This window comes from Micromonospora sp. HNM0581 (genome assembly GCF_012726175.1).
GTDB lineage: Bacteria > Actinomycetota > Actinomycetes > Mycobacteriales > Micromonosporaceae > Micromonospora.
Genome location: NZ_JAASAD010000014.1, coordinates 122,018 through 143,003, shown reverse-complemented (window position 1 = coordinate 143,003; position 20,986 = coordinate 122,018). Strand labels below are relative to the sequence as shown.

The 20,986-nt window shown below is 68.9% G+C and carries 9 protein-coding genes; 2 read left to right on the top strand and 7 right to left on the bottom strand.

The genetic code is table 11. The features are described 5' to 3' along the window. The first annotated feature begins 318 nt into the window (after positions 1 to 318). The gene (locus HCA58_RS17490; protein WP_169598903.1) at positions 319 to 6,831 is read left to right on the top strand and encodes a hypothetical protein; all 6,513 of its coding nucleotides are present in this window, start codon (positions 319 to 321) and stop codon (positions 6,829 to 6,831) included. 125 nt (positions 6,832 to 6,956) lie between these two features. Here HCA58_RS17490 and HCA58_RS17485 read toward each other — a convergent pair whose 3' ends face one another. From HCA58_RS17485 to HCA58_RS17455, 7 genes are all read right to left on the bottom strand, one after another. Then, positions 6,957 to 11,543: a S8 family serine peptidase gene (locus HCA58_RS17485; RefSeq protein WP_169598902.1), complete on the bottom strand. Its 4,587-nt coding sequence runs from the start codon at positions 11,541 to 11,543 to the stop codon at positions 6,957 to 6,959. A gap of 47 nt (positions 11,544 to 11,590) precedes the next feature. Beyond that, positions 11,591 to 11,770, bottom strand: coding sequence for a hypothetical protein (locus HCA58_RS17480; RefSeq protein WP_169598901.1), 180 nt, complete (start codon positions 11,768 to 11,770; stop codon positions 11,591 to 11,593). A gap of 186 nt (positions 11,771 to 11,956) precedes the next feature. Then, positions 11,957 to 14,896, bottom strand: a complete 2,940-nt coding sequence (locus tag HCA58_RS17475; RefSeq protein ID WP_169598900.1) for an AAA family ATPase — start codon at positions 14,894 to 14,896, stop codon at positions 11,957 to 11,959. Positions 14,897 to 15,078: 182 nt separating this feature from the next. Further along, positions 15,079 to 16,041, bottom strand: a complete 963-nt coding sequence (locus HCA58_RS17470) for an aldo/keto reductase (protein ID WP_169598899.1) — start codon at positions 16,039 to 16,041, stop codon at positions 15,079 to 15,081. A gap of 51 nt (positions 16,042 to 16,092) precedes the next feature. Next, positions 16,093 to 17,241, bottom strand: coding sequence for a glycosyltransferase family 4 protein (locus tag HCA58_RS17465; protein WP_169598898.1), 1,149 nt, complete (start codon positions 17,239 to 17,241; stop codon positions 16,093 to 16,095). Between the two features lie 28 nt (positions 17,242 to 17,269). Then, positions 17,270 to 18,259: a UbiA prenyltransferase family protein gene (locus HCA58_RS17460; protein ID WP_169598897.1), complete on the bottom strand. Its 990-nt coding sequence runs from the start codon at positions 18,257 to 18,259 to the stop codon at positions 17,270 to 17,272. Between the two features lie 30 nt (positions 18,260 to 18,289). After that, the gene (locus tag HCA58_RS17455) at positions 18,290 to 19,327 is read right to left on the bottom strand and encodes an NAD-dependent epimerase/dehydratase family protein (protein WP_346776029.1); all 1,038 of its coding nucleotides are present in this window, start codon (positions 19,325 to 19,327) and stop codon (positions 18,290 to 18,292) included. 435 nt (positions 19,328 to 19,762) lie between these two features. On the opposite strand from HCA58_RS17455, the gene HCA58_RS17450 reads away from it, so the two are divergent. After that, on the top strand, positions 19,763 to 20,932 hold the full coding sequence (locus HCA58_RS17450; protein WP_169598896.1) for an endonuclease/exonuclease/phosphatase family protein: 1,170 nt from the start codon (positions 19,763 to 19,765) through the stop codon (positions 20,930 to 20,932). The last annotated feature ends 54 nt before the right edge of the window (positions 20,933 to 20,986 follow it).

Below are 20,986 nucleotides of genomic sequence, written 5' to 3'. Positions count from 1 at the left end.
CCCACCGCCCCCCACCACACCACAGCAGAAAACCACCCAACCGCCTCCGCAAACCACACGAGCACCACAGCAAACCAGAACGCAACACCCACCACCGGCAGACCGACCACCAACCCGGCCGGAGGTGACGGCGTTGGTCGTGTCAACGGCGCTGTCGAGAACAGTTCGGCGGGTCCGGCAGAGGTGCAGGTCAGGCACCATGGCGGCGAATCCACCGTTGGTGACGGCCTGGCGGTCGAAAGTGTCTCCGGTAGGATCGATGCGCGACCCTCCATCGTCTCGGAAGGGCCATCCGGCGCCCGTACGGATACAGGGACGTTGCCTGACGTCGAAGGCTTCGCACGGTCCGGTTCCGATACCACCGTCACCACACCTGCGGCACGGGACAGCCTCACCGTCGAGAACGGGCTTGCCGAGTATCTGAACCAGGCCGGGGAGCCTGGTGATCAGCAGCTCACCGACACTGCCGCCCGCACGGACGCATCGGCGCACCCCGGGGCGCAACCCACCGGCACATCGGATGATGGTCGGGTCGTGGAACTCCTCCGAAGTCTTCCGCCGTACCAGGACGGTAGCGACGACTGTGTCACCCGGTTGCGGGAAATGCGTCGCGGGCTGTTCGGTCCGCCGGCCCGGTCGGTCGATGACCTGACCGGGCCGGAGCACCTACGGCTCGCCGAGGAACTCGGTGGCGTCTGGTCCGCGGTCGCAGACGGCGTCCCGCTGGCCAACGCCCTGAGGGGGGGCGGGCCGGGCAGTACGGCCTTCGTGTTGTTCGCGCATGCAGGCGGGCTGTCTGGATCGCGTCAGCTGGTCCGACACGGCGCGATGGTGCGGCACTTCGCTGACGGATCACTGCGTTGGGTGGAGACACAGTCTGCGGTCGACGGCGCTCTTCGGCCTTTCGCCGAGAGCGAGCCGTTGCCGCTTGACGCGTTGGTGATCGCACTTCGGGCGGACGGCTCTGCAGTGCAGATGCAGGCTGGACGAGCACGTCTGGACGCGCCGGCTCCACCGGCTGGACCGAAGTACGGCATGAACCGTGCGGTGTCTCAGGATGACATCGCCACCGAACTGACCCGCTTCCTCACCTCGACCGACCCGGTGGCCGCCGACGAGACTCCGGCTGAGGGTGCTGCTGAGGTCGCATCGACCGCCGACAGCACCCGCCACGTCGAGTTCGAATCAACCGCCGGCGATGGGCCCTACCGCGTCTTTGACGATGACCTGGCGACGCCTAGACGCGCCTCACGAAAACCCACGCTGCCGACCATCGACGAAATCGACGAGATAGCCCTCGACGAGGATCCAGGAGGAAGGGAGAACGCCAGAGAACTCCTCGACACATCCGCTGAGGGCGCCGACGACGAAGAGAAAGCCACTCTCACCCCAGCCCCTACCGACGAAGAGAAAGCCACTCTCACCCCAGCCCCTACCGACGAAGAGAAAGCCACTCTCACCCCAGCCCCTACCGACGAAGAGAAAGCCGCTCTCACCGCAGGCCCTGCCGACGATGCGGAGGTCAGCCAGCTACGCGGCTTGTACCGGGACCGGCCCGATCTGCTCACCGAGCTCGACGCTGTGAACAACTTGGACGTGCTGGTCAGCGAGGTGACGCGGAGCGTTCGTGCGGCGGTGGGTAGCCGCGCCGCACAAAGTTCGTGGATCGCCGCTACAGTGCCCAAGCTTTCGATCGACACCAGTGGAGTAGAGCGGGCGCTACGCGACGAACTCCGTACGTTCTTCACCTCCGGTGGCCGGAGTTTCTTCGTCCGCGACGGCCTGCACCGGTGGCACCGGGTCACCATCCGGCCGGTTTGGGATCCGATGGAAGCCGAGGTGATCGACCAGGCCGAGGACAAGGCCAAGTTCGACACCCGTAGCGACTGGTCCGAAGGGTCGAAGCAGGGGTCCGCCGTCGGTAGCTCCGGGGCGGTGAGCATCGGCGTCATGTTTCCGCAGCGGTTGGGGTACGGGGCAGGCGGGTCGATCGATGTTTCTCTTTCGCGGCCGAGCGAGACGTACCAGGACAGCGTCAAGGTGACCGACTCGCACAACGTACGGAGTGGTTCGGGTTCTCACCTGGTGTTCGTGCCGGTCGACTTCGAGGTCCTCGTCACCGATCCGAACGCCCGGCTCACCGGACCAGAGGCGGCCTCCGCCGTCCGGGGTGAGTCGGTGAGAGCCGGGTTGACGCTGCGGGGTGTGGACGACATCGCGAATGCGAGCCGCCGCCGGGACGCGGTGCACGTCGACCCGGCCAAACACACATCGATGCTGACCGAACACTTCACTCCGGTGCTGATTCTTGGTGCGGCAATCGATGCGCAGCAGGGAGACCGACGGACTGATCCGTGGAACGACGTGACCGAGGACATTCTGCTGCGTCTACAACCGACCAAAACGGTGTCGCCGGGCAGCGTGGGCATGGAGCAGGCTCGCCGCATGTTCGAGGACTCGTCGATGGTGGGCAACCTGATCCCTGCGATGGAATCGGCTGGCCATCCGTCGACCATCCTCAGCGAACACGGCAGCCATGCACTATCGGTCAACCTGAAAGCAAGCGTGATCAAACTGTCGGCGATCGCAGACATCGCCAAGTCCTCGTTCCGCTGGCAGCCCGGTCTGGTGGGGGCGGCGAGTCTGTCCCAGTTGAGCCGGGTCGGTGCAGGGTTCTCGCTGATCCCAGCCCGCTGGGGGTTCGGCCCGGCATACTTCCAGGCACGTTTCTCCGCCAGTCATCTGCGTTCGACTGAAACCTCCGTTTCCCATGGAGGTACGTCCCGTCTCGGCACCGAGGCCAAGGACGTCCCGAACGTTCTGGTGGAGGCTCAGGTACGCGTGACCATCGACGCCGGGTTGCGTGAGGTCCCGCTGAGCCGGATGCCGTTCGGCGATGATGGAGCCGTCGGGCCGATCACCATCGACATGGTGGTGCTCGGTCGCCTGCCGGCCAGCCGCTTCGCACAGATGCAGAACGATGCAAACCCATTCCACCCGTCGCCGACGCAGTGGCATGTGCCGTCGTACGCACAGACCGGGGGCCGTGCGGTCACCTACGGCCTCAGTGATTTCCATCAGCTCTACTTCGACGTGACCGGGCTGGTCCGCCGCTTTCGGGCAGGTTTCCTGCCGCGCTTCGGCGAAGCCGGCAAGGTTTCCTCGATGGGGTCGAGCCGGGCGGCCATCGAGCGGCAGAGCAACCAGGACGAGTTGGATGGTGTGCTGACGGTGTCAGCCCTCCGCCAGGGCATGCGAAGCCTGCTGGGCAGGGGGCTGGTAGCCGAGTTGAGCCGGACCAAGCCGTTCGGCACCCAGCACCTCGTGGTACACGTAACCGGCCGCTATCTCAGCCCGCTTTCCCACCTGGGCACCAGCAGGCAGGATGCGGTACGGACCGTGGATGTCAGCACCTCGGAACACAAAATCGGTGCCGGTGGCCAGTGGCGCGCCGCCGTCGCCGGGGAGAGCGGGAAAGTTCTCCGGTTCACCGGCAGCAACGGACGAAGCGCGGCACTCGTCCCCGCCGGGGCATTCGAGTATCGGCGTCGGATCAGTCGGCAAAGCTACACCAAGCTCGCTGGTAACGAGAGCCGCCTCGTCGGAGGCACCCCTGATTCGGAGGCGTTCGACACCAAACTGGAGATCGCAGTCACCGTGTACGCGTACACCAGTCGGCTGGGTTTCGACTCCAACTCACGCTTGGGGGTCGCCCGCGTACTGCGTCAGCGGCTGCCACGCCCCGCAACGACAGACCAGGACGACACGACGGTGGTGCGATCAGCCCAGGAGAGAGTGCCGGCTGCGGCCGGTGGACAGTTCACTCGCTTCCGTATGACGCAGGCACGTCCGGTGACCGTGCAGTTCGACGCCGCCTCGGTGGCGCGGAAGCCGGTCAGCCTGCCGGTGGTCCTCACACCGCACCCGGACCCTCTCGGCGTCGCCCGGCGGACTCAGCTGCGGCAGCCCGACCTGCGCGGGTGGGTCGACAGCAACGATGGAGTGGACGTCCACGACTGGTTGGCCATCGAGGCGCTGCCCGGCAGTGCGTCGATCGCAGAGTTGGCGACCGTCGCGATCGGTGCGGTCCAGAGTAACGCCCACTATTCGTCACGTACGAGGCTTCGGGGTCTACGGGGCAACGATGGGATGGTCGAGGGTATGCCGCTGTGGGCGACGCTGCTGCAACGGAGCAGCCAGTTCCGGCAGCGCAACGGTCTGGCCGCCATGCTCAACGGCGTGTGGCTGATGGCGCGGCTCACCAATACGGTTGATGGTGCAGCCACTGACGTGGCCTTCACCGGTACGCTCACCAACGCGAAACTGGTGCCGACCGCACACGTTCCCGTCTTCACCGAAACCGCCTCGACAGGTTCGGTCGAAGTCAGCGCGGACAGACGAGTAGAGGACCAGTTCGGCTTCCGTAGCATTTTCTCGGCGACCATGCGCCGGCTCGGCATCAACACCGACGGCACCAACAGTGGCGGCGCACTCGCCAGCGCCGGCCACGAGAAGCTGCTGTATGCCGGTGGACGGCAGGAAAGCGAAAGCGTCAGCGGGGCGATCGAACGAAACTTGAACAACCGGGCCGGGAAGAACCGTTCCTTCGTGGTCGCCTTCGATCTGCGGGCTTCGGTATCGGTGGAGGTCACGACGAATCCCGCGCGATACCGGATCATCCCGCAGGCGCTGCGGAGCGGCAGCTGGCTGCATCACTACAAGTCGATCCAACGGCACGGCACCATCAGCAACGCGGTCGTTCTGCGGCTGCCCGCTCCCGCAGTGGTCAAGCTCGGACTGCTGGCGCCGCTGAGCGGTGATCCAGGCGCGATGGGCGCACCATGGGTACCGCCGGTGGCGCCGACGTTGGAACTGCCTGCCGGTCACGGTTCTGGCCTCGGTCTGCACATCATCCACCAGGCACCGAACCTGACCCGGCCGATGACCGCAGCCCTGGCCACCGAAGCAGCCAGGGCCACGGACGAGCGGAGCATGCTCCGCCGGCTGTACGACGTGATCCGCAGCGAGGGTAGCGAGCTGGCGGCAGGGAAGATCTTCAGCGCACTCTCGGATCCGGGCCTCGACGATGTCATGCTGAACCGCCAACGCCTACTCCACCTGTTCAGTCGGGACGGGGTACGACAGCACTGGCCATCCCTTGTGGATGGCGGACTTTCCGTCCTGCACGTCAAGCCGGCCCGCACAACTCAGCACCTGCGCGACGTCCGCCTGGTCGCCGAGACCATCGGGACGCCGGTGTTCATGGGCTTCGTTGCCGACCACAACGACCTCGACATCAAGACGACCCGTACCACCAGCGCCTCCGGCACACGCCATCGTCTGCATGGTCACCTGTTCACCGCCGGTGCCGCCGGTACCGGGGTCTCCAACCACCACGGCGAGAACTTCGCGGCGGGGGCCGGTGACACCGTAGGCCGGGCCTTCCAGGAACGGAACTCGCAGAGCACCAGCTCCAGCAGGGTCGAGTCGGACCTGAGTTCGGCGCGTGGAGTGAAGGTGCGGTTGGCGCTGCCGGTCAGGTTCGCCTTGGTGGTGTACGACCGGGGCAAACGAATTGACAGTGACCTGCTGGCCGTCGAGGACACGGTGATCCAGGACCGATGGGCCAACGACGTACGCCTCCCCCGGGCGTCCCCGGTACCACGACCCACCACTTACGGGATCCGGACACCCGACACTCTTCCCCCGGGTTGGCGGACACTCAACGGGCTGCCGCTACCGCCACGATTCAGCGCCGAAGATCTCAGCCGGGCCGCCCGGTTGCAGGATGCGGTGGAGCGGCTGCTGTCGGACACGGCACGGCGCCTCCGGCTGCCCGGCTACGCCGGATCCCACCAGGTGCACCAGAGTCTCACTCCGGAACTGTTGCTGCCCGCCGTGTCGGCGATGCTGACCTCGGAAGGCCTGCACCTACCATCGGCGACCAGCGCCCAGATCCTCGGCCAACGAGCGGAGATCGTCATCAGGCTGCTGCCGGAGGCAGCGTCGTTGCAGGGGATCAGCTCCAAGGTCTACCGCGAACACGTGGTGCAGGAGGGTGGCGAGTACAGCAGCGGTACGGCCGCCTTGACGCAGAATCTGCGGGGCCCCCGCGTTCCGCTGCTGGGCCGCGGCAACGTCGACGACCCCTACCAGCCCCTGGAGAACGGTGGCATGGGAGCGATCGCGGGTGACTCGCACGCCGCGACCGAGAGCGGCAGCAGCACCACCGGTGGTTTCAGCAACATCAAACCGGAGAGCAGGTCGGCCTTGATCGACTATTTCTGCCGGATCGAGGTCGAGGTGAAGCTGTCCTACTCATTGTTCCCGTCGCGCACCGTCACCGAGGTGGATCCTGCAAACGAACCGGTCATCGTGTCGCTGCGGATGGGGCTGCACGATGCCCGCCTCGCCATCGACGTTCCGGCGGACGGTACGCGTTCGGCTGACTTCGAGCGGGCCACCGCCTTCGCCACGGTCATCGAGCAGGAGGCGGCGCTGTCCAAGGCGGCGGACGCGTTCGTTGCCGCTGCCGACCGGCTCGACCAGGCCCGTTACGACAGTCACGCGGCAGCTGGGGACGATACCCGCGCGGTGGGTGAGGCAGATCTGCCAGCGCTCGTCGACGCCTGGAACGAGGCCGGGCGAATCTGGTGGGAACTGGCGCAGCGGCACTACCAACTGGTGGGCGACTTCCGCGACCGTTTCCTGGGGGTGCCACCGAGGACCAGCCCCGCGGATGCGCTGCGGCTCGCCGAGTACGTGCAGCACCTGAGCAACAGCCGGATCGAAGAGGTGACGAGCCCTGCGGACGAACTCGCCCGGACCTAGTGGGTCCGCCGGGTCACGATGTTCGACGACCGGACCTGTCGCACCACCGGTCGGGAAACGCCCCGGGGATCACCTGTGGATCCCCGGGGCGTCCGCCGGGCGACAGTTGCCGCCGGAGCACCTGGTCAGCTTGTTTCGAGTACGCCCGTCGACCGGCCGCACACCTGCCGCAGCGCCCAGTCGCTGACCACCACCTGACCCGCGGTGACCTCGACCTGACGGGTCTGCGGCATGTATCCGTCCTTCGCCACGATCATCGTGATCGGATTGTGCCGCCAGTCGAGCCAGTGGGCGTACCTGCCGTTCGTCCCGGTCGACAACGCCATCTCCATGGTCCACGTGCTCAACTGCACCGTCGCGCCGGTGATCGAGGTCCGGCTCCCGTCACAGGCGACCGCAGTCACCGTACCGGTGATCTTTCCCCAGCTGCCCGGCGGCGTGACGGTCATCGTCACCGGCACCGGCTCCACCGCGTACGGCGTGTCCTCCCGGATCGTCACGCTCGTGGCGTAACTGCCGGGCTGGGCCACGTCGGCGGAGAACGACAGGGTCACCGTCACGCTCTCGCCCGGCGCCAGCGTGGCGGTGCCCGGGGTCACCTTCAGCCACTCGGTGTCCCACACCGGTTCGCACTGGTCGAGCCCGGGCAGCACCTCCGTGGTGGTGGTCGGCTGGAATCCCGCGACCGAGGACCCACCGACCCGGTAGAAGCCACAGGCACTACCCGGCCGGAACCCGATGCTGTTGGCTGCCGGCAACGTCGCCCACGTGTCGGTCTCCGGGTCGTAGGCGTACCCCTGGTTGGTGACCGTCGACAGACCGGTCCCTCCGCCGGAGACGAGCAACTTGTCGTCGGCGGTGTGGTAAGCGGAGGCCCACATGTTGGCCGGCATCTCCGCCACCTGGGTCCACTTGTCGGCAGCCGGGTCGTAGGCGTACGTCCCGGTGACCGGCTGGTTGTTGGACAGTCCCCCGGCGCAGTACACCCTGCCGCCGACCGCGCCACACGACTGCCAGGCGATCGGCTTCGGGTAGTCGGCCAGCCGCTGCCACGAGTCGGCCCCCGGGTCGTACCGGAAGACGCCGGTCGAGTACGGCGAGCAGCCCAGGCTCGTGCAGCCACCCACCACGTACAGCTGGCCGTCGAGTACCGCCGACCCGGCTGCCGCGGAGGCGGCTGGCACGTCGGCGCCCTTGCTCCACGCACCGCTGGCCGGATCGTAGATCAGCGTGTCGGTGTTCAACGCGGTCCAGCCGCTGACCAGGTAGACCTTGCCGTCGATCACTCCTTCGGCGGCCTGGCTGCGCGGGCCGTGCGGCATGTCGGCGGTCTTGGTCCAGGTCTGGGCGACCGGGTCGTAGACGTGGACGTCAGCCACTGTCGACCCGGCCTGGCCGCCGAACGAGTACACCTTGCCGTTCACCGTCACCGCGCTGTTGTCCATGAGCGCGCGGGGCAGGCCAGGCAGGCTGACCCAGGGTTCCGCCGCCGGGCTCGGTGCCGAAGGGGCCTGCGCCGGCCCGAACAAGGCGGGTGGACTACTGCCGGCCAGCTCCTCGATCGGCGCGTCCACCTTCACCTGGCGTACCGGGGCGCCCTCGGCCGACAGCACGTCCCGCGCGTCGACCCGGTCACCGTCGGCGCGCAGGATCTCGAACTCGGAGCCACGTTCGCTCAGGTCGACCCGCGTCGGAGCGCCGCCGCTGTTGGTGATGGTGACGGTGGCCTCGGTGGAACCGCCGACCGGCAGTGTCGCCTCGGCAGGTCCTCCGGTGACCACCAGTTGACCGGCGGCCAGCTGGTAGTCGCGCCGGGTGGTCCAGTCCTCGGCGACGTCCACCCACCGGGTCAGTTCGGTGTACGCCCCCGACGCCGCTGCGGTGACCTGCTGCCGGCCGGCCGGCGAGAACAACGCGTAGAAGCCGTCGTCCAGACCCGGGTCACCGGGAGTGGCGGTGGTCCGGGTGTCGCTGTCCGGGCTGTCGAGCGCCGTCAGCCTGGCGCCGACCAGCCCAGCCTTGGTGTTGGCGTCCCGCACGAAGCCAGCCGCCAGGCCACCGTCGAGCTTGACGCAGGTGAACTCGGCGTCGGTGAGCCAGTCCAGCGCGTTGAGGAACACCTGCGCGCTGTCGCTGTGCCACACCTGCGGGCCGGTCGCGTAGCTGGCGCCGTGCATCGACATCAGCACATGCCGGTTGGTGTCGCGTTGCTGCACCCCGATGCCGGCGCTGATCACGCCGGTGTCGGAGCGGATCGCGTTCGCCACGACCATCCGACCGTCGCCGCCGAAGCTGTCGAAGAACGCGTAGTGCTTCGAGTAGGCGTCGGTCTCGTTGAAGGCGATCATGTCGCCCGGCGAGAGCCCCGCGACGATGGGATGGTCCTGGACCACCTGGTAGGACAGGTGGTTCTCGGTGCCGTACGAGATGCCGCTGCTGCGGGTGCCCGGGTTCTGGGTGAACCGGTTCAGCATGTAGATGCCGTTGCCGCCCAGATTCGACCAGGTGTCGAGGAACATGACACCGACACCTGCCGCGTCCGTGTCGGCGAGGAACCGCTCGAACACCGCCGCGCCGGGATTGTCGGGGCGATTGACGATGATCGTGTCGTAGTCGTCGACCTCGGCACCCCAGGTGTACTCACTGCTGGGGATGCCACGTTCCGCCAGGAAGTCGTGCAGTTTCTGACCGTCGTCGCCAAGTACGCCGATCTGCGCGGCGAAGGTGTAACCGGGAGCCGCCTGGCAGTGTTCCACCGGCACGGCCAGGTCGACGGTCTGGCCGCCACCGGCCACCTGCACCACCTGCTCGGTGGTGCTGTAGCCGGCGTACTGCGACTCGATGACCAGGGTGTACGACGCATGCTTCGGCAGCCGCAGGCGGTACCGCCCGGTGAACGGGTTGGTGTAGTCACTGACGTTGGTGCCCGCCACGCTCACCTTGGCATACAGCGGCCAGCCGTGGCCGGAGCCGTCCCGGACCAGGCCGCTGACCGCTGCCGTCGGCAGGGTCGCGAGTGCGACGTCCACGGTGGTGCTGACGTCGAGCTCGACCGTCACCTCGATGGTCTTCTCCGCGTACCCGAAGGCGGACACCGTCATCTCGTAGGTGCCGGTCTTCAGTCGGGCGGCGTAGCTGCCGTCGGCCCCGGTCAGCTGGTCGCGTACCGGATCACTGGCGATGGTGACCGTGGCTGCCTCGACCGGCTTTCCGGTCGCGGCATCGGTGACGGTTCCGGTGAGGGTGCCGGTGTCGCCGACCGGCGCCGCCCGCAGCAGGGCAAGGGCGTCGAGCCGCCCCTCGCCGTAGACGTTGTTGTCCGCGCCGGTGCCGCCGCACTGCGGGTCTGGCGTGTCGATCGCGGTACGGTCCAGTAGCTGCCGGGTGGCGTCGGTGTCACCGATCATCGCGGGCGCGGCCGACCACATCAGGGCTACCGTGCCGGCGACATGGGGAGCCGCCATCGACGTACCGTTCGTCGCGTGGTAGCCGTCGTCCGGCACCGACGAGCGGACCAGGACCCCCGGTGCGGAGATGTTCGGCTTGAACTCACCGTCCTGACCAGGTCCGCGACCCGAGAACGCGGCGATCTTGTTGTTGACGTCGTAGGCGCCGACCGAGTAGTTGATGGTCCGGCTGCCCGGGCTCCCGCTGGACTGGCAACCCGCCTCACCACTGTTGCCGTTGGACCAGATGCCGAGGATGCCGGCGGCGTCCCAGGCCACCATCACGTCCTCCATGAACGGGTCCGTCGACGGCAGGGTGCTGCCCCAGGAGTTGTTGATGATGTGCGGACGTTTGCTGGCGTCCGGGTTCTGGCCGTCGAGGTCGGTCGGCTGCAACAGCCACTGACCGGAGGCGACCAACGCCGCGTCGCTCGGGCAGCAGCCGTTCGCCGCGATCCAGTTCGCCTCCGGCGCGACGCCGATCCGGTTGTCGGCCCCGTCGTCGCCGATCATCGTGCCCATCGTGTGGGTGCCGTGTGACCCGCTGTCGCAGGGTTCGTCGGAGCAAACCCCCCGGGCGTCGAACCAGTTGTAGTTGTGGTCGAAAGTACCGTCGCCGAGGTTGCCCCGGTACTGGTCGACCAGGGCGGGGTGGTCGAACTGGACGCCGGTGTCGATGTTGGCGATGGTGATGCCGGCACCCCGAGTACCGAACTCGTCCCACACGTCGTCGGCGTTGATGTTCGCGATGCCCCACTCGACGGCTGCCGCCCGGCGCTCTGCCACCGCCTGCGCCGCCGCGGTCGGATCCGGCTCGATCAGCTGGTACTCCACCGGCTCGTACAGGCCCTCGACGTCAGGGCGGGCGGCAAGCTGGTCCGCCAGTAGCGACGTACCGCCGTGCACGTAGATGGCGTTGCTGGCCCAGAACGCCTCGTACGTGACCCCCTCGGCGTCCAGCATCTGCCGGACACTTGCCTGGCTGTCGACCGCCGCCTCGCGTAGAGCGGTGGCCACGGCCTCACCACGGGCCGTCCAGTCGTCGATCTGCCGCGCCTGCGTCAGGTCGGCCTGCTCGGCGAACCGGACCCACAGGTCGGCGCTCCCGTCAACTTGGAAGGACCTCTCCAGCTGTGCCTGGATCTTGTCGGCCGGGGTGCGTTCGGGTGTGGACTGCGGTGACGCGGCGGCCACCGGTGTCGCTGGTGCCACCAGCGTCAGTCCGGCGAGCAGCACCGCCGACATCGCTCGGGCAAGGTGTCTCATGGGTTTCCTTCCGCGGGATCGTCCGAGCAGGAACTGCACGGCGCCCCTCATAGGGGCTGGTACGGATCGCGGTGGCCGTGGTCGGGCCCCGCCTCGGTGGCCGGTGCGGCTTCGTCGCCCACTCCGACCGCCGGGCCACCGGGCTCGCCGTCACGGTTCGGCCGGTTGTCCGACCCGGCTGGTGGCCGCGCCATGTCGTCGGTCGGCACGCTCGTCGGATCACTCATGGAGCTGCCCGGTCGGATGTGACATACGCCTATGTTCTGGAGCTGCTGGGTCCCTAGCTATCCAGCAAGTTCGTCAAAGAATCGAGGCGCCGTCGCAAATCGCAACCGTCGTCTCAGGAGGGTTTCGGTCGTGTTGCAGCCGACCTTCGCCGGAAAGGGGAACGCGGTGACCTTGCCGTCGTCCGGTCAGCCGCCGGCCGACACCCCGGCCGCGACAGCCGCCACCGCGAGAGCGGTCCGGGTCGACACCCCGAGCTTGCGCATCGCCGAACGCACCTGCTGGTCCACCGTGGCCGACGACTTGGCGAGCGCCCGTCCGATCTCGCGATTGGTCTTACCGGCCACCACCAGCCGGACCACATCCAACTCGCGGGGTGAGAGCTGGTCGCCGTAGCCCTTCCGGCCGCCACGCCACAGCCGCGGCACCTCCGCACCGCAGGCACGCAGACTCCCCGCCACCCGCTCCGCGTCCCCGCGTGCGCCCAGCTCGTACAGCCGGTCGTAGACCTCGGCCAGCAGAACCCGACCCGGCTCGGTGTCTCCGGCAGCCAGCAACGCCCGGGCCTGCCGCTCCCGCGCCAACAGCGCATCGTACGGGCGGGGCAGCGAGTCCCAGGCCCGCGCCGCCCGGTCGAACGCCGCCGCCGCGTCGAGCTGATCACCAGCAGCGGCAGCCAGCAGCGCCCGGCATGTCGCCAGAGCAGCCCACGGCCCGGGTGCGTCACGGCCGACCAGCCCGTCGGCGAGGTTCGCGACCAGTTCGGCAGCGGGGCCGTGCTGCCCGGCGACGAGCTGCGCCTCGACCCGGGCCGGCGCCAGATCGGTCGCCCACACCCAGACCGGCTTGGCCGCCACCACCGTCATCGGTTCCTCGGTGACCAGCAGTGCCCGCTCCGGCTGCCCCTCAGCCAGCCACATCCGGGCGAGCATCGCCGCCGGCTCGACGGTGTCGTCGACCGCCCCACGCCGCACCGCCTCCGCCAACGCCAGCTCGAACTGGTGCTCGGCAACCCGGATCTGACCGGCGACGGCGGCGAGCCGCCCACGCAACCGGACGCAGGCGAGGTAGACACCGGGCCGGTCCCGATCGGCCTCGGCCAGCCCGGCCGCGCGTTGGGCGAGGCCGTGCCAACGCCCGGCGTACCAGTCGAGGTTCGCCTGCTCGATGAGGATGTTGTAGCGCAGCCGAGCCAGTTGCTCGGCGTCGGCCAACTCCAACGCGACGGCCAGGTGCCGCTCCGCCTCGGCGTAGCGGCCCCAGATCAGCGCTCCGGTGGCCACGTTGGCGTGGATACGGGCCACGTCCTGACGTTCAGCCGTGGACGCGCCGTCGGTCGGCAGCCCGGCCACCACCTCCCAGGCCTCCGGCTCGCCCAGCATCAGCAACGCGGCAGCCCGGTTCCCGGCCAACGACAGACGATCAGAAGCCGACCGGATCGCGGGGGTCAGCTCCGCGGCGCGCGCCAACCACCGCAGGTGGGTGGCGGCGGGCCATGGCCCCGCGTAAGCCCAGCCCAGGTAGGTCATCGCCCGGGCCGCCTCCAGCGGATCGGACAGGTGGTCGACGGCTCGGCCGAGTTCGGTGAGCGCGGCCTCCGCCTCACCACCGATGATCAGCAACCGTCCCAACGGGTTACGCACGTCTGCCTGCTGCCGCGCGGAGAGGCCACCAGATTCCAGCACCGCCCGGACAGTCGCGACGACCCGGTGGTAGATCTCATCGACGGGCTCCCGCCGGCCGAGCGCCGCGACCGCGGCCGAACCGGCGATCCGGGCGAGTTCGGCAGCCGGCAGATCCACTGTCGACAGCACCTCTTCGAGCAGCACCGCAGCCGAGGTGTGATCGCCGGAAGCCAGCGCCCGCGCGGCGGCCTCCTCGGCGTACCGGGCCCACTGGGTGGACTCACCGGCGAGGCGGAAGTGCCGGGCGAGGTGCGCCACCGGTGACGGGTCGTGGCGCTGCAACGCCAGGCCGGCGCGCAGATGCAGCACCTTCCGCTCGGTGAGCGGAATCGACTCGTACACGGCAGCGGCGGCCAGCACGTGACGGAACCGCCACCGGCCGCGATCGTCCCCGTCGAGCAGACCCGCCGTGACCGCCTCGGTCAGACCGGTCCGGCAGGCCCGGATCAGCAGTCCGGCGGTGGCCGCCAGATCAGTTTCGGTGGCCGGTTCGGCGAACACCGCGGCGGCGCGCAGCACCCGCTGGGCGGCCTGGGTGAGCCGTCCCACCCGTTCCCGGGTCGAGTCGCGCACCGTGGCCGGCACCTGGAGTTCACTGAGGCTCAGCCGCACCCACTGACCGTCCCGGAACACCATGTCCGCCCGGTCGCACAGCAGCCGCACCGACTCCTCCACCACCAGAGGCACACCGCTGGTGCGTTCGTGCAGGAAAGCGGCGAACTCGGTGGACACCGGGTTACCGTCCAGCATCGACGACACCAGTGCCCCGGTACCGGCGACGTCCAACGGTGACAGCGTGATCCGAACCTGGGTGCCGTCGACCGGACGCCGCGCCGACAGCCGCAGCAGCAGCGACCGGTCACCCACCTCCTCCGGGCGGTACGTCACCACCAGGCCCGGCCGGTCCGCCGCCCGGCGCGTGGCGAGAAACAGCAGAAACTCGAGCGTCACGTCGTCGGCCCAGTGTGCGTCCTCCACGACGAGCAGACCCGCACCCAGCGACCGGATCACCTCGTCGAGCGCCCGGAACAGCCGGTGTCGGGCAGCTGTGGCGTCCTCAAGCGGCTCGGGTGGCGGCGGCAGCCAGGCAGACCACTCCGGGAACAACGGCCGCAGCGCCCCGGTCAGGGCGCTCGGCCCCGGGTCGACCGGGCGGATCCGGCTGGCACGCAACGCGTCGACGACCGGAGCCAGGGTCAACGACTCCCGCAACGGCGGGCAGACCGCCACCAGCGCGTCAGGACGGGGACCCGGCATCGCCGCGAGCGCCTCACGGACCAACCGGCTCTTGCCGATGCCGGCTTCGCCTTCGAGCAGCACCACCGCCGGAGAGTCGGCCAACGAGGCGGTCAACGCAGCCACCTCACGGGTACGGCCCACGAACCCCGGCGCCGAGATCGCCAGTGGTGCCCCCGACAGGCCCGGTTCGCCACTCACGCGCATGGTGGCAGGGTATCCACCCGCGATCACCGCGATTGTTGTCTGTCGATGACGAAAGGCGAACAGCGGTGCGTTCCGGACTCTGGCGGGCGTCTCCGTCGAGGGCGCGGGTCACCGGTGGTCGTGGACGCGCGGCACCGTCGGTGGGCAGCGGCCGTCGACTCGACGCCCGGCCCGCCGTTCCCTCAGCTCCGCAGGTCGAGCAGGGCCTTCCGTTCGACCTCAGTCAGCGGACCACGAGCCTCGGCGGCGAGGCACTCGGCCAACTCGGTGCGGTTCTTCACGCCGAGCACCACGGTCGCCACTCCGGGGACACCGAGGGCGTAGCGGTGGGCCAACGAGGCGGGTGACTCGCCGAACTCGGCGGCGAGTGCGCGGAACCCCTCCGCCCGGGCGAAGTCGACCGCGACCGGGGCGTCGTCCTCCACGGATCGGTCGATCTCCCCGGTGAGCGCTCCCGCCGCCACAGCCCGGATAGCGATCACGGAGACGCCGTCGTCGACCGCGGCCCGGCGGATCTCGTCGTTCCGAGGCTCGGCCGACGCGCCGAGCAGCCACATGTCGCCGCTGAGGTCGAGGGCGTTCACCACCGCCTGGACCGCGTCCGGGCGCGGATGCTGGTGCATGGCGTCGATGACGGCCTGTGGGTGGCCGACACCGGTCAACCCCCAGGCCCTGATCTTGCCCTCGGCCCGCAGCCGTTCGAAGGTGGGCACCACCTGGTCGCGGTACAGCTCCCAGCCGAGGGTCCGCGGGGTGGGACCGGTCCAGCCCGACGGGTGCAGTTGGGAGTGGAGCAGGAAAAGGTCGAGTTGCTCGCGGCCGAGACGCTTCAGGGTGGCGTGCAGGCTGCGGATCATCTTCTCTGGGAGATCACCACCATCCTGCTCGGGCAGTTCGATCTTGCTGGTGACGAGGACATCCTCGACCGGAATGCCACGCAGCGCGGCACCGGCCACGTTCTCGGCCGCGTAGCCGTCACCGTAGGTCGGGGCCAGGTCGAGCATCGTGACGCCCCCGTCGACGGCCGCCCGTACGGTCGCCACCGCCTCGGCGTGGTCGGTCGCCCCCCAGACCCCACCGATCCCGCCACCTCCCAGGGTGAGGGCGCTGACCGTGCCGAGACGACCGAAACTCCTGCTGCGCATCTGCACCTCCGTGACGGAACGTGGCCGCCATTCTACTGACCGGAACACCGCTCACATCGATACGCCGGACCGCGCCCCGTGATTCCGGAACAGCGTCGCGTACCGATCCAGACATCCCTCCACACCGAACTCCTCCAGGGCCCGCTTGGCGCCTTCGCGTCGGGTGTCGGCGTCCCAACCGAGCACGTCCAGCAGCGCGACCCGCAGTCCGGCCGGGTCCCGCGGCTGGACGACCCGGCCCAGCCCGGTCGCCAGGACGGGATACCGACCGCCGGGCAGGTCGGTGGTGACCGACGGGATCCCGCACATCATCGCCTCGGCCTGCGCGATGCCGAACGACTCGGCGACGGAAGGTAGGGCGAACGCGTCGATGGACGCGTAGAAGTCGTTGATCTGCCGGCCGCGGAGCAGACCGAGAATCCGGATCCGGGGATCACGTTCGGCTGCCGCCCGGATCCGGTCGATCACGCTACCGCCCGCGACGGTCAGATAGTCGCCGCCGACCAGCAGCCGCGCCTCCGGATCCGCGATCTCGGCGAACGCGGCGACCAGGTAGTCCAGGCCCTTGTCCGGCACGATCCGGCCGAGGAAGCCGATGTGCGGACCGCCGGTCTCACGGTAGGCCGCTTCCCCGCCACGCCGGTCGAGGCAGGGCGCCGGAATCGCGGTCCGCTGACTGGACCGCAGGATCGGCCAGAGTTCGGAGTGCCGCGCCTGGTCGTCACTGTTGACGACGACGGCAGCCGAACGGCGCAGCGTCACCCGGGACGACACCCGTACCGCGGCCATCGCGGCCCGGGTCACCAGGGTGGGGGGCAACCAGAGGTCGATGTGGTACGTGGTGACCACCGGCACCCGCAGCGGCAGGGCGGTGATCAGCGCTCCCTCCAACATCGGCAGGTGCAGGTTGACCACCCGCGCACGCCGGGCGACCCGGCGTACGAGTGCGGGAAAACCAGGACTGACCGGGCCACGGCCGACCGATGCGACCACCGGACTGCGGTAGACGTCGACACCGTTGCGGCTCTCCCGCAGCGGGAGCGTCGGGTCGTGCCGGACGGCGACCACCGCCACCCGCCAACCCCGCCCGGCGAGGCCCTCGGCGAGCACCCGGGCCACCTCGGTCAGCCCGCTGACGTAGGGCGAGTAGTAGTTCACCGCGACACAGAGGTCGTACTCGTGGAGATCGTTGCCGCTCACACTCTTCTCCAAAGGGTGTCGATCCGGGTTACCAGACGTGCCAGACGCTGGTCAGCATGGCCTGCGCCAGCACTGCGGCCCAGAGGCCGAAGTTGACGAGCAGCGCGCGGTCCCGCACGAGATCCTCGACCGGATCACCACCGGAACCGCCGAGGGCGATCATCTGTAGGTAGCGGTGCACCGCGAACGCGGCGAACGGAAAGGTCAGCGCGGCCGTGACCGGCCCGTACGGCGGCGACTGGGTCCATACGAAGGCCACGTAGCCGATCAACGCCACCACCAGGTTCACCACCACGACCTGGTCTAGAAAGTGCACCGAGTAGGCCCGTAGCGCCGGTCGGTGCTCGCCGGCCTCACCGCCGGCAGCCGACAGGGCGGCGAGTTCGTGGCGTCGCTTGCCGAGCGAGAGCGCGAGGCACGCGCAGTAGACCCCGATCAGCAACGCCGGATGCACTGGCGCACCGACGGCGGTGGTGCCGGCCAGCACCCGCAGGACGAAACCGGTGGAGACGACCGACACGTCGACCAGGGGCTGATGCTTCAGCGCCAGGCAGTACCAGAGGTTGAGGGCGAGATAGCCGGCGACGACGACGCCGGTCAGGGCGGGTAGCCGCGTGAGCAGGGCGGCGGTGCCGGCGAGCAGGACGACGAGGAGTACGACCGCGGCGGTCGTACCCACCCGCCCGCTCGCCAGCGGACGGTTCCGCTTCACCGGATGTAGCCGGTCACGCTCCCGGTCCCGCAGGTCGTTGAAGACGTACACGGCCGAGGAGGCGGCGAGGAAGGCCAGCAGCGTGCCGAGCAGCGGCACGACATGGGTGACCGTGGCGGCGGGGGCCGCCACGAGCGGCGCCGCCAGCACCAGAGCACCCTTGACCCACTGACGGGGACGCAGCAGAACGAACAGCCCGGTGACGCGGGCCAACGGTTTCAGCGCCTTCACGGCGACGGTCGAGTCGACGGAGACCCCGGGCAGGTCCGACGAGGCGGGGGTCGGGACTTCCAGGGCGTGATTCATGGCGGACCTCTCCTTGCGCTCCGTGGAGTGTCAGAACAACGCCTTCGCCAGGCTCAGGGCGCCCTGCTTCCAGGGGTCGCGGTGCGTACGTCCGGCGCTGCGCCGCGCCCCGGCGGCGTTCGCCCGCCACCACTCGTACGTCTTCAGCAACGCCTGTTCGTTGCTGAACCGCGGGTCGAACCCGAGCTGCTGTGCCGCCCGGTCGATCGAGACGTACGAGTCTCGGGTGAGCTTGTGCACGAGTCGCTTGTAGACCGGGGAGAGACGTGTCGCGGCGAGTACGCGCAGTACGGTGACGGCGGGCCCCACCGGCATGGCCAGGACCCGCCTGCCGTGGCCGGCGGCGTCGAGGACGGCCTGGAAGTCCTCCCGTAGGGTGCGGAACTCGCGTGCGCCGATGTTGAACGTGTCGTTGGCCTTGTCGTCGGGCGCCTCGCAGATCAGCCGGATCGCCACGCAGAGGTCTTCGACGTCGAGCATCTGGGTGGCGACGTCACCGCCACCGATGAGCGGGAAGTGCCGGCCCTCGTCGGCCCACTCGAAGAGCATGGCGAAGAGCCCGAGGCGCTCCTCACCGAGGAAGGTCTTGGGCCGTACGATCGGGGCGCAGCGGCCCTGTTCGCGGTACCGGAGCACGGCGGTCTCCGCGCCGAGCTTCGCCGCCGAGTAGGGGTCCACCGGTTCGCACGGGTAGTCCTCCGGCGTGGGGCAGTCCCGGGGCAGGCCGTACACGGCGGTGGAGGAGATGTGTACGAACCGGTCCACACCAACTCGCCGGGCTGCGGCCAACGCCGTTTCGGTTCCCTCCACGTCCACCGATCGGATCTCCGCCGCCGGGTGGCTGGGCAACGCGGCGGCGCAGTGGATGACCACGTCGGCGTGGCGGAAGGCGCGGGCCATCGCCTCGACGTCGCGGACGTCGGCCCGGACGAAGGCCGCCCGCTCCCGCACCCTCGGTGCGAGTGGACGGATGTCCACTCCGGTCCATGTCGCTCCCGGCCAGGGGTGCGCCAACAGCGCGGTACCCAGCATGCCTGCGGCTCCGGTCACCACGACGTGCACTGTCACCTCCCGTTTCGAGGGGATTCCTCGCTTCCGACGGAAGCGTCCCGACTCCCGTCGGAAACTTTCCCGACATTCACCATCAACGGATATTCACCGACAGACCAGCCGTCAGCCACCGGTACCGACCAATCGGGCCGGCCCGCCAAATGCCAGGCAATTCGCATATCGGACCGACGAGCCCCTACCGACAGGGCCAGCTCCGACTGAGAGTCGTTAATCTGCGCGAGAGCCATCCGGCAGCTCCGTCCACTGCTGCGAATCTGGTATCAGCACTCGCGACGCTAGTGAGTGACGTTTGCCCCCTCCTTGGTGTCCAGACCAAGCTTCGAGCAAGGTACCGATAGCTACCTTTTTCCCGGCCGGCGCCGACCTCGGCCGGAACCGACGCCCCGTAAAGGAGTTGCCATGGCGGAAGCGGCGGCAAGAACGACCTCAATAATGGACGAAAAGGATCCCGAGTCGTCTCCGGACCCTGCTGCCCGGTCCCGCCGGGCCCGGTGGGGGGTACGCCTCACGGCCGTGGCCTGCGTTGGTTGGCTGGCCGTCGTCGTCCTGCACCACCTGCTCAGCGCCCGGACGTACGTATGGGGGCCGGTGGACCTGCTTCCGCCGATCGTCTGGGCGGCGGTCCCGGTGATACTGCTGCCCGTTGCCTGGCTGGCGCGGCCGATTCGCGGGCGGCTGATCGGGGCGGCGCTGCTCGCCCTCGCACTGGGCGTCGGCTACAGCGGGATCAACTTCGCGACGGTGTTCCACACCCCAGCACCGGCGCCCGCCGACGCCGTGAAGGTGGTGACCTGGAACACCGAGTACTGGGACCAGGACCGACGCAACGGCGGGGAGCAACGCACCACCACGGGGCAGTTCTACGAATTCCTGCGGGAGATGGACGCCGACGTCTACATGCTGCACGAGTACGCGAACGTCGACGACTCGCTCGTCGACATCTTCGCGCAGGCGTACGAGATCGACCAGACTGCGCAGCTGGAGGCGGCGTTCCCCGGCTACACGATCGTCCGCGAGGGACGCAACGTCACGCTCACCCGGCTGCCGGTGGTCGGGCACGCGTGGCTCGACTCCCAGCCGTACCTGCCGGACGACTTGAAGCCGGTGCCGCCGGCCCTCGTCGACCGGCCTCTCTTCTACACGTCGCAGGCGCTGCGCACCGACATCCGGGTCAACGGCCACGTCGTGTCGTTCTACAACACGCACATCTTCCAACCGCCGGTCCGGATCCTGCTGCTGCGCAGCGACGACGACCGGAACATGTTCGAGATCGACCGGTTCAACTTCGAAATCCGGCAGGCCAGCTACCAGGCCATCGCCGCCGACCTGGAGAAGAATCCGAACCGGGCGGTGATGGCCGGCGACCTGAACACGTCACCGTCGATGAATCTCCTCGACATGGTCTCCGACCGGCTGGTCGACCAGAGCAAAGTGCTCTCCTCGCTTTATCCGGTCACCTGGCCCGTGGGCGACAAGCCACGAATGTGGCGTATCGATTGGCTCTTCACCAGTCCGGACATCAAGGTGCACAGTTACGATTTAACCCTCCCCAAGGGCCTGTCCGACCACAAGGCCCAGCAGTTCGTCATCTCGGCACCCTGACGAGGTGAGCATCACATTGGCCCGGAACACGCGGCGACGGGCCGTCTCGACGTT